We start from the raw sequence: 10618 nt of genomic DNA on the forward strand, positions 1-10618 counted from the left end.
GAAGTTTTATGAGCAAAGCATTAATTGTGGATGACCATCCGTTTATCCGGGCGACGGTCAAACACCTCCTGCAATTGGAGGGGTTTGATGAGATTTTTCAGGCAGGGGATGGCGCGGATGCCATGCAGCTGGCGAGGGAGCAACGTCCCGAGCTGATTATCCTTGACCTGGCGATGCCTAAATTAGGCGGGTTGGAGGTCATCAGCCGCATCAAGGCGTTGGGCTTGCCATGCAAGATTCTGGTGCTGACCTCCTACCTGGCGGTGTTTTTTTCTACCCGCTGCATGCGTTCCGGCGCCATGGGGTTCGTCGCCAAGACCGGTGAACTGGATGAGCTGCAAAAGGCTATCAAAGCCATCATGTCGGGCTACAGTTGCTTCCCCAGTTTGCCGACCAGTTCGGTGCGTCGCGACGATCTGCAAGAAACGGAACGGCAGATGATCGAGTGCTTGTCTGACCGTGAACTCACCGTGTTGCAAATGTTGGCCCTGGGGCTGGGCAACAAGGAAATCGCCGAGCAGATGCTGTTGAGCCACAAGACCATCAGTACCTACAAGACTCGGCTCAAGGAGAAGTTGCGTATGTCCTCGGTAGTGCACTTATCCAAGTTTGCCCAGCGCAACCATCTGATCTGAACTGAAATGATCACCACCGCGTTAATGAGGTTCGCCACGATCCTTTGGATGAGCCTGTTACCCCTGATCGCGGTGGCCCTTGAAAAGCCTCACGTTTTACGGCTGTTGGGGCACTCTCATATCGAAATCCCGCACGTGGCGCTGGACGAGGCCGATTGGCGTTGGCTGCGTGAGCGGCGCTCATTGCTGATGGGTGTTTCGGCGCCCGATTACGCACCTTTTGACTTGACCAATAACAATGACGAACTCGAAGGTATCACGGCCGATTTTGCCGCATTGGCCGGCCAGGCCCTGCATATCTCCATCGAGGTTCGGCGTTACGACACCCGCGACGAAGTGATCGAGGCCCTGAAACAGGGGGCGGTGGATTTCCTAGGTTCCGCCAATGGCTATGAAGCGGCCGACCCGCAACTGCTGTTGTCTCGCTCTTATGCCAACGATCAACCGACCCTGGTAACCCGCAGCGGTGACAGCCAGGGGTTAAATGACGACCTGGCCGGCAAGCGCGTGGCGATGCTGTATCACTATATGCAGCCCGACGCCGTACGGGCGTTTTACCCCCAGGCTCAGTTGGAACTGTTTGCCTCGACCTTCGAAGCCATTGGTGCCGTGGCGTTTGGTCGTGCCGACGTTTACCTGGGGGATGCCATCAGTAGCAACTACCTGATCAATCGCAACCACCTCAACAATGTGCGCATGGCGGATTTTTCCGGCCTGGAAGTCAATCCGTTTGCGTTTGCCGTCACCCGGGAAAATACGCGTTTACTGCCCATCCTCAATGCTGCGCTGGGGGCGATTCCCGCCAGCGAGCAGATGGAAATCCTACGCCGCTGGAGTGGGGGTAACCTGGGCATAATCGGCGTTGACCGGCTGCACTTGAGCGCCAGTGAACAACGCTGGGTGCAGAAAAATCCACGGGTCAGGGTCGCGGTGCTCAATGATTTCCTTCCCTTATCGTTTATCGGCGATCAAGGCCAATTCGAAGGGCTGAGTGCCGAGGTGCTGTCGCGCATCAGCTTGCGTACCGGCTTGAAGTTCGATGTGGTGCCAGGCAGTTCGTTGCCGCGCCAGATCAACATTGTCAGCGCGGGCACGGCGGACATGCTGGCGGTCGTCACGCCTAGCGTGGAGCGGGCTGAAAAAGTGCGCTTTACCCGGCCCTACTTGACCAACCCCTTTGTGCTGGTTACCCGCGACAGTCCGCACAGCCTGCTCACGCTGGAGGACATGGTCGGCAAACGCCTGGCCATGGTGGTTGGCAATGGGCTGCACGATGAGATAGCGCAGAATTTTCCAGGCGTGATGTTTGTCGACGTGGAGACCCCCCAGCAAGCCATGGCGCTGGTGGCCAAGGGTGACGCCGATGGCGCGGTCAACTCATTGATCAGCGCACGTTATCTGATCAACCGGTATTACCGCGACCGCTTGCGTGTCACCAGTACGGTCGGCACTGAGCCTGCACGCGTGACCTTTGGGGTCAACCGCAGTCAATTGGAGTTGTATTCGATCCTCGACAAGGCACTGCTGAGTATCACCCCGCAGGAAATGGACGAGTTGATTGGCCAGTGGCGCAGCGAGGTCATCATCGAGGACAGTTACTGGTTGCGCTATCGCAACGTGATTCTTCAGGGCTTTGGGTTGGCGGCGCTGTTGTTGGCCGTCACGCTGGGGTGGGCCATTTACCTGCGCAGCCTGATTCGTAAGCGCCTGCAAGCCGAGCGGGCGCTGAGCGATCAGATGCGGTTCATGAGCGTATTGATTGATGGCACGCCGCACCCGATTTACGTGCGTGATCGCCAAGGGCGCCTGATGGCCTGCAATAACGCCTACCTTGACGTGTTTGGCTACAAACTTGAAGACGTGATCGGCAGGACGGTGGTGGAAACCGACGTCGAAAACCCGCCACAGGCCCAGTCATTTCATGAGGATTACCTGCGCTTAATGGCTGGGGGCGAGCCGCAGATTCATGATCGAATACTCAAGGTGCCCAATGGCGATGTGCTGACCATTTACCAGTGGATGCTGCCGTACCGTGACGGCGACGACAAGGTGGTGGGCATGATTGCCGGTTGGGTCGACGTGAGCGAGCGGCACCGGTTGCTCGGCCAGCTACAGGAAGCCAAGGACGATGCCGACGCCGCCAATCGCGCCAAGACGACCTTCCTGGCGACCATGAGCCACGAGATCCGCACGCCCATGAACGCCGTGATCGGCATGATTGAGCTGGCGTTGAAAAATGCCGAACAGGGGCGGGTCGACCGCGACGCCCTGGAGGTGGCCTCGGTGGCTTCGCGGGGGATGCTGGAGTTGATCGGCGATATTCTCGATATCGCACGGATCGAGTCCGGGCACTTGTCGCTGACCCTGGAGCCCGCCAACCTGCATGAGTTGTTGGCGTCGGTCGCGCGCGTGTTCGAGGGGCTGGCCCGAGCCAAGGGGCTGGCGCTGCAGGTTGAGCTGGACCCGTTGATTGACCAGGCGGTGCTGGTCGACCCGCTGCGATTCAAGCAAGTGGTGTCGAACCTGCTGAGCAATGCCATCAAGTTCACTCCCCATGGGCAGGTCAGCCTGGTCGCGCAGGCGGTGGTCGAGGACGATCGCTTGGCCGTGCAGTTATGGGTGCAAGACACTGGCATTGGAATCAGCGTCGCCGACCAGCAGCGGTTGTTCAGCGTGTTTATCCAGGGCAGCAACAATCAGCAGTCGGCACGCAGCGGGTCTGGGCTGGGGTTGGTGATCAGCCGCAGCCTGTGCGAAATGATGGGCGGCCAATTGCACTTGAGTAGCGTGCTGGGGCACGGCACTCGGGTGGACGTGACGTTGGCCCTGGCCATCAGCGCCACGCTGCCGGCCCCGATTGAGCCTGTGCAAGAGGCGGCGCCTGAGGGCCGTGCGCTGAACATTCTGGTGGTGGACGACTACCCGGCCAACCGCTTGCTGCTGGCTCGACAGTTGAGCTTTCTGGGCCACCGTATCGTCACTGCCGAAGACGGTGTCCAAGGGCTGGAGCAGTGGCGAGCGGGGCAGTTCGATGGCGTCATTACCGATTGCAACATGCCCTTCAAGAATGGCTATCAGCTGGCACAGGACATTCGCGCGCAAGAGCGTGAACAGGGTCTTGAGCCCTGCCTGTTGCTGGGGTTCACCGCCAACGCCCAGCCGGAGGAAGCTGAGCGCTGCCGGCAGGCGGGCATGGATGGGTGCCTGTTCAAGCCAACCGGGCTTGACGACTTGCGGTCGGCGCTGGCCTCGCGTTTGGCCGACGCGGGCCCGCAGCCGGTGACGACATTCGACTTGAGCACACTGGTCGCGCTGACCGGCGATGATCACGCTGCGCTTGTCGAATTGTTGGCGCCGTTGCTTGAAAGCCTGGAGGCGGACCGTGCCCTGCTGCCACGTCTGGCAAGCCAGGCCGACTTTGCCAAGCTGCACGACCTTGCGCACCGTGCCAAGGGCGGCGCGCGGATGGTCAAGGCAGACCCATTGATCCGGGGGTGTGAAGCGTTGGAGGCAGCGTGTGAACAGCGCGACCGTCAAGCATTGGCGGCAGCGGCCGAGGGCGTGGGTGAAGCGATCGATGTTTTGCATCGTGGCTTGAGCGCTTATTGCAATCAGCCCTGACTGTGGTTGATCGCCATTCGGGAAATTTGGGAAAACTCTTACGCGAACCGGGAACATGCCTGATTTTGTCGTCGGCATATGTCTGGAGAATGGACGACGCTCACTGCCGAGCACTGCCTGCCCAGGGGTTTGCCATGCCGAACAAAGCACTGACCATCCTGATTGCCGATGAACAGCATCTGCAACGCTTGTACATCGAGAAAATGCTCAACCAGTTGGGTTATTACCGGATCGTGCCGGTGCAAACATTCGAAGAGGTGCGGATTCTCACCGCCATTCCTGCCGAACCCTTCGACGTGCTGATAATCAATGCGGGGCTGATGGCCCATGCTCATGAGCCTCAGCCCCAGGTGCGTCATGTGCTCGTCTACGAGCATCTGGACCTGGGCGCCCCTTGCGGCGTAACGCCGGCCGTGCGAGTGCGATTGCCGGGCGTGCCGGACCACGTCAACCTCGAACACTTCATGGACATGGTCGACCCCTGCGAGACTGCCCACGGCCTGCGGGTGTTGCCGTGGCTGCGGGAGCTGTCCCGCATGCCGGTGGCCCGGGCCTAGTCCACAGTCATTGCTTGTAGGAGCGAGCTTGCTCGCGAAAAACTCGCAGGCGCTGCGTTTATTCAGGAAGCACGCGTTATCGTTGACGTTTTTCGCGAGCAAGCTCGCTCCTACAGGAAAGCGACTCAAGGGAGCATCGTGTTTACCGTATGCCACGAAATTTACGGGCCAGTTCAATCGCCACCTTGCCGCTGCCGACGCCGGGTACTAAATGGGTAAACGGAATATCGATCATCCGGTTCTCACGCACTGCTCGCAGCGTCGACAGCACCGGGTCGGTGGTCAGCAATTGGCGCTTGCGGCTGCTGGGGGACCACAGGGCGTCGGCCAATAAAATGATGTCAGGGTCCTTCATCAGCAAGGTTTCACTGTTCACGGTCACTCGTGAAAGGGGGATGTCAGCCAGCACATTGCGAGCACCCGATGCGGCCAGCAGCGCTGTGACAAACCCCCGTTGGCCTTCACTGGCGAGGCCGTTGACCTCACTGTCCAGGTAAAACACCGACACAGGGCGGGCGTTGTCCGCCAATGCCTGGGCACGTTGCAGATCGGCGTCCAGTGCGTCGCTCAGGGCCTGGGCGCGTTGCGATTTGTGCAGCAGGGCGCCAAGGGTGAGCAGGTCCTGGCGGATGTGCGCGAAGTAATCCAGGTTGTGCCCGGCGCACGCGGACTCCAGCAGGTAGGACGCCACGCCGTTATCGGCCAGGCCAGTGCGTGAGCTCACGCCCTTGCCGAACGCGCTGGCGAACCCGCCCACCACCAAGTCGGGGCGCTGTGCATAGAGCACCTCGCTGGAGGGATATTGGGCGGCAATCACCGGCACTTCGAAATACCGCCCCTGTCGATGCGCGTTGTCGCTGTCATCCAGATAGGCCACGCCCACTATTGAAGGCCTGGCATCCAGCGCCAGCAAGAGGTCGGCCGCGTGTTGATTGAGGGCGACGATGCGCGAGGGTGGCGCGTGTGGCAGTGCCCAGGCCTGGGCGCAATTGGTGTAATTGTCTGCCAGCACCGGTGTTGCGCAGAGCAGGGCAATCAAACATACGCACCACGTTTTCATGCGCGCTCCTTGAGCAGTAGATCGTCAACCACTTCACCGCCTGCCAGGTGCATATCCACCAGGCGTATCACATCCGCCTTGCTGTGCACGCCGTACCAGCAGCGCTGCGGGTAAACCGTGAGTACCGGCCCGAGGTTGCAGGGGAACTGGCAATGGGTGCGGGTCAGCAGCACGCCGTCGGGCACTTCGATGCGTTGCAGCTCCAGCAACCGGCGGCGCAGGGTTTTCCACAGTTGCAAGGCTCCACGCTGGGTGCAGCGCGGGCCGGTGCACAGGAACACATGGTGGCTGTGGTCAGGAATTCGCGACCAGTCGGGGTGGGTGTCGACCCCGTCGATTGGCGTGATGTCAGCCATCAGAAGCGATACCTGTAACGCACCTCTGCGGTGAGCGGTCGGCCCAAGTTGTCGACGTTGTTGGCGCGACTGGTGACGTAGTCGCGGTCGAAGAGGTTTTCCACCAGCAGGCTCAAACGATGCCGGTGGGCACTGTCCAGATAGCGATAGGCGTCGGCGTCCACCACAGAATAATGACCGTACTCGACCTGCTTGGCGCTGACGACGTCGCGGATATAACGCAGGGCCGCGCCTGCCCCCCATAGTCGGTTTTGCGATTCAAAACCGATACGTGAGCGGGCGAAAAAGCTTGGTATATCGTTGAGGGTAACGCCGGCGCGGGATTCGGTAAGGTTGCGGGTCATGTCGGCCTGCACGCTCCATTGGTCGTTGAGCGCCAACCTGGCGTCGGCCTCGAAACCGCGCATTTGGATCTGGCCCTGACCATTGACCCACTGCACATCGTCCAGAGTGATCAGGTCGGTGATCTTGCGTTTAAACAAGGTGACGCTGGCGCTGAAATTGCGTTCTGCAAGTTGCCCTGTGTAATCAAGGCCCAGCTCGGCGTTGCGGCTTTTCTCCGGCTTGAGGTGGCGGTTGCCCTGTTCGTCCGCTTCGTTGACGAACAGCTGTTCGGCATTGGGCAGCTTGTAGGCGGTGCCGTATTGGCCGCGCAAGGCCCAGTGATCGTTGAGGTTATAGAGGGAGGTGAGCATACCGACGGTGGCACTGTCACCGCCGCTCATGGCCTCGTGGCGTACGCCGAGGCTGGGATGCCAGTCGGGCAGGGCGTCGATCTGCGGGCGCAGTTGGCTATACAGCGCGTGGGCCTGGGCTTTGTTGTCGTCGATCACCAGCACATCGTCCTGGCCCTTGAACCATTGGTTGTCGCTGCCGACGATCACTACATGGCCGCCCGGCAACTCGGCTTTGCCTTCGGCTTGCACGCCCCAGTCGGTGAAGCCCCAGTAGTCGTTATGATTGATGACCTGGGTACCACCACCGTCTAGGTTGTTGATGCGGGTATAGCGGGTATCCCAATCGTTGATGTGGCCCTTGACGAAATAACTCAGGCGTTCGTCGAGGCTCTGCTCGAACGTGGCTGTGGCGATTTGCTGTACACGGTCGTTGGTAGTTTTGTGGGAGGCTACCGGACGGGCGAAATCCAGGTTGGCGTCGGCGTATTGGTAGAACAGTTCCAGGCGCGAATCATCGCCAAAAGATTGAACGGCCTTGGTACCGAAGGTAGTGACTTCGTAAGAGCGTTTCTTGTCCGTGACATTTTTCATATCGCGATTGCGAAACGGCTGGTAGCCCTCGGACGCATTGCGGCTGACGTAGGCCAACACGCCCAGGTCGCCCCAGCCGTTGCTGAAAATCTTCTCGACCCGTGCGTCACCCGTGGTGCCGCCGAAGGTGTCGAGGCCCATATTCACTTCGCCGGCAGCCGCCCGCGTCTGTGGGCTGCGGGTCACGATGTTGATCACGCCCGATACCGCCTGGGTACCGAACAGCAGGCTCTGGCCGCCCTTGAGCACTTCGATGCGTTCAATGGCATTGGCCGGCAGGGTGTCGAGGTACAGGCCACCGTACAGGCGGTTGTTCAAGCGCACGCCATCGAGCAGGATCAGGGTGTCATCATTGCGCCCGCCGAGCAGGGAATAGGTGCCATAGTCGAACGGACCGTTCTTCGGCGCCACATACAGCCCGGGAATGAACATTTGCATCACCCGCGACACGTCGGCTGAAGGGCCGGCCCGCTCAATCTGTTCGCGGCTGACCACGTTGACGTTGCTGCCGTACTGGGCCATGGCCGCAACAGTGCCGGACTCCACTGAGGGCGCCGAGACGATTTGCGGGTCGAGCACCAGGGGAGTGTTGTCGGCCAGCAGCAACGGGCTGAACAGGCAACTGATCAAGGGAGTGAATGAATGTCGGATCATAGTCTTCTCGAAAGTATCTTCGCAGAAGCACGCAAGAGAAGGCATCGAGCACACGCCAATACCGGCCCATGCCCGCCCACCGCAGGAGTTTGCCAAACAGAAATTCCAGGCCGGTCTCCGGGCTCATGCGTATGGATACCTTCACCTTCCCATGGCGCGAGGGCCACAGTGGTGTGTCGAAGGGATCACGCATATACCGTTGCGGGGGCAGCACCGGACTTGCTCAACATGAGCGTACCGGTTTCCCGTTTCACCCCAAGCACGGCGGCAGGGGGCACCTGAAACAGGCGGGCATCTGAACACTCGCACGAGTGCTCGTCAACTTTCCCGCCTCTCCCAGATGTATGTTTTTCACCGATCAGTCGGCTTTGCCGTGTTCCCGCAACTGCTCAGCGGCACTGCGTAACAACTGCTCGGTCCCGTCCCAACCCAGGCAACCATCGGTCACCGAAACGCCGTATTTCATCGACGCGCTCAGCGGCTGGCAGCCTTCGAATAGGTGACTCTCAAGCATCATGCCGACCAGCGAGGTATCACCTTGCAAGCGCTGCTCCAGCACGTCATTGAATACCGCCGGTTGGCGCAGCGGGTTCTTGCCGCTGTTGGCATGGCTGCAATCGACCATGATCCTTGCCGCCACCTTGGACTTGGCCAGGTCATGCTTTACGTCGGCCACGCTTTGCGCATCGTAGTTGGGCCCACGGTGGCCGCCGCGCAGCACCAAATGAGTGTCGGGGTTGCCGGGCGTCTGGATGATCGCCGGGTGGCCCTGGCTGTCGACGCCGAAATGACGATGCGGGTGAGAGGCTGAGCGCATTGCATCGCAGGCAATGGCGACGCCACCGTCGGTGCCGTTCTTGAAGCCCACGGGCATGCCCAGGCCGCTGGCCATTTCGCGGTGAATCTGCGACTCGGTCGTGCGTGCGCCAATGGCGACCCACGTGAGCAAATCATCGAAGTAGCCGGCGGCCATGGGTTGCAGCAACTCGGTGGCCACCGGCAGGCCCAGGCGCAGCATTTCACGCATCAGTTCGCGGGACAGGGTCAGGCCGGCGGCCATGTCATCGCTGCCGTCCAAGTGCGGATCGTAGGCCAAGCCTTTCCAGCCCACAGTGGTGCGCGGTTTCTCGACGTAGGCACGGATCACCAGCAGCATCTGGTCGCTGACTTCAAGCGAAAGCTTCTTCAGATTGCGCGCGTATTCCATGGCCGATTCCGGGTCGTGGATCGAGCACGGGCCGACAATCACCAGCAAGCGTGAATCTTCGCCATTGAGGATGGCGCGCACGGCTTGGCGATGGGCGTGGACTTGTTCGTTGAGGAACGGGCTGAGCGGGAGTTGGTGCTTGAGTTCAAGAGCGCTGGGCAAACGCTGGGTCAGGGCTTCATTGGCGCTATTGAGGGCAGAGACGGGCAAAGCGGCGACGGAGGAGTTCATATTCAAGGCTTCCTGGGCAAGCGGCGGGCGATTCCCGCACGCTTGGCCTACTGGGGTGTTCGACAATTGGCCGTATCGGCTACGTGTGTTGGCTTGCCACCACGGGGTGACCGGTCGGAGGCGGCAGGCTGTCCCGAACGGAGCTGGCTAAATCGCCATGCAGTGCAAGTGTCGTAGCGGTAATAGGTGGCGTAGTTCATGGTGTGATTCCTTTAAGTAAGCGTGAAAAACAAGTTGTCAGGCGCTGAAAAAACAAAACCCCCGGTCGGGGAGCCGACCGGGGGTTTAGATTTCTCTGGTAGGCGACCCCTTGAGTAGTGGGCGCCGATTTCAGGTATCAGGCGCGCCAGTGGCTAAACCAATACCCAAAATAAAAGCCAGCCAGTGCGCTCGAACCGTTCACACGGGTAGCCGACACCGAGCGCAAGGCGCTGGCAGCAGGGCAAACCTGAGTGTGGGTGAGTGGCAACATGGGGCTCTCCAAATGATGGGGGGAGCTTACTAGAGGCGTGCGGGTGGATTCAATCAGTAATTTCTATCGTGTGGCAGTCCTTACCGCTATGGGCATAGGTATCTACACAACTTTGGGGCGACGCTGGACCTGTGGCGAGGGAGCTTGCTCCCGTGACGGCCTGACAGCCGACGCATCTCTACCTGACACCCAGGCTCCAAATGTGGGAGCTGGCTTGCCTGCGATGACGGCCTTCCAGCCGACACAGCTATACCGAGTACATATCCATTCCTGCGGTAACGGCCACTTAGGGTTCCGCCCTGACGTGAACTGCCCCCCAAAAGTTGGACAGGAGACGCTATTGATTTAGTGCCTGGGTCCGAAACTGTACCGGACTCAAGCCATTCAGTCTGAGGCTTATGCGGTCTTGGTTGTAGTAGGTGATGTAATCCTCTAAGCCTGATGCCAGTTGCTCCACACTCTCAAATGATTCCAGATAGAAAAACTCGCTCTTGAGCGTGCCGAAAAAGCTCTCCATGGCGGCATTGTCCAAGCAATTACCCTTGCGCGACATGCTC

8 protein-coding genes and 1 riboswitch are annotated in these 10618 nt (G+C 59.9%); of the genes, 3 read left to right on the forward strand and 5 right to left on the reverse strand.

Annotated features, from left to right (window positions below; genetic code table 11):
* Window positions 1-8 precede the first annotated feature (8 nt).
* The 3 genes from CER19_RS17930 (at window position 9) to CER19_RS17940 (ending at window position 4813) form a co-directional block, all read left to right on the forward strand.
* Window positions 9-635, forward strand: a complete 627-nt coding sequence (locus CER19_RS17930) for a response regulator transcription factor (protein ID WP_034127079.1) — start codon at window positions 9-11, stop codon at window positions 633-635.
* 48 nt (window positions 636-683) lie between these two features.
* Window positions 684-4256, forward strand: a complete 3573-nt coding sequence (locus CER19_RS17935) for a transporter substrate-binding domain-containing protein (protein ID WP_165861643.1) — start codon at window positions 684-686, stop codon at window positions 4254-4256.
* Between the two features lie 134 nt (window positions 4257-4390).
* Window positions 4391-4813, forward strand: a complete 423-nt coding sequence (locus CER19_RS17940) for a chemotaxis protein CheY (protein WP_116667389.1) — start codon at window positions 4391-4393, stop codon at window positions 4811-4813.
* Window positions 4814-4955: 142 nt separating this feature from the next.
* On the opposite strand, the gene CER19_RS17945 is transcribed toward CER19_RS17940, so the two are convergent.
* The 5 genes from CER19_RS17945 to CER19_RS17965 all read right to left on the reverse strand — a co-directional run.
* Entirely contained in the window at window positions 4956-5873 is a 918-nt protein-coding gene (locus CER19_RS17945; protein ID WP_116667384.1) for an ABC transporter substrate-binding protein, read from the reverse strand.
* Window positions 5870-6229 (reverse strand): ferredoxin, encoded by a 360-nt coding sequence (locus CER19_RS17950; RefSeq protein WP_003190374.1) that lies wholly within the window; start codon window positions 6227-6229, stop codon window positions 5870-5872. The genes CER19_RS17945 and CER19_RS17950 overlap by 4 nt, the downstream gene beginning before the upstream one ends.
* Window positions 6229-8151, reverse strand: coding sequence for a TonB-dependent siderophore receptor (locus CER19_RS17955; RefSeq protein WP_116667385.1), 1923 nt, complete (start codon window positions 8149-8151; stop codon window positions 6229-6231). The genes CER19_RS17950 and CER19_RS17955 overlap by 1 nt, the downstream gene beginning before the upstream one ends.
* A gap of 90 nt (window positions 8152-8241) precedes the next feature.
* A riboswitch (cobalamin riboswitch) is annotated at window positions 8242-8448 on the reverse strand.
* Between the two features lie 61 nt (window positions 8449-8509).
* Window positions 8510-9589 carry a 3-deoxy-7-phosphoheptulonate synthase gene (locus CER19_RS17960; RefSeq protein WP_116667386.1) on the reverse strand — a complete coding sequence of 360 codons (1080 nt, stop codon included), beginning with the start codon at window positions 9587-9589 and terminating at the stop codon, window positions 8510-8512.
* Window positions 9590-10398: 809 nt separating this feature from the next.
* Window positions 10399-10618 (reverse strand): IS3 family transposase (locus CER19_RS17965; protein WP_165861612.1); only part of this gene is annotated, 220 nt, incomplete at its 5' end.

This window comes from Pseudomonas sp. GL93, assembly GCF_003408955.1.
GTDB lineage: Bacteria > Pseudomonadota > Gammaproteobacteria > Pseudomonadales > Pseudomonadaceae > Aquipseudomonas > Aquipseudomonas paracarnis.

What these genes read in the sequence shown, in the direction of transcription:
- CER19_RS17930 (WP_034127079.1), top strand. Translation starts at nt 9, where the DNA reads ATGAGCAAAGCATTAATTGTGGATGACCATCCGTTTATCCGGGCGACG.
- CER19_RS17935 (WP_165861643.1), top strand. Translation starts at nt 684, where the DNA reads ATGAGCCTGTTACCCCTGATCGCGGTGGCCCTTGAAAAGCCTCACGTT.
- CER19_RS17940 (WP_116667389.1), top strand. Translation starts at nt 4,391, where the DNA reads ATGCCGAACAAAGCACTGACCATCCTGATTGCCGATGAACAGCATCTG.
- CER19_RS17945 (WP_116667384.1), bottom strand. Translation starts at nt 5,873, where the DNA reads ATGAAAACGTGGTGCGTATGTTTGATTGCCCTGCTCTGCGCAACACCG.
- CER19_RS17950 (WP_003190374.1), bottom strand. Translation starts at nt 6,229, where the DNA reads ATGGCTGACATCACGCCAATCGACGGGGTCGACACCCACCCCGACTGG.
- CER19_RS17955 (WP_116667385.1), bottom strand. Translation starts at nt 8,151, where the DNA reads ATGATCCGACATTCATTCACTCCCTTGATCAGTTGCCTGTTCAGCCCG.
- CER19_RS17960 (WP_116667386.1), bottom strand. Translation starts at nt 9,589, where the DNA reads ATGAACTCCTCCGTCGCCGCTTTGCCCGTCTCTGCCCTCAATAGCGCC.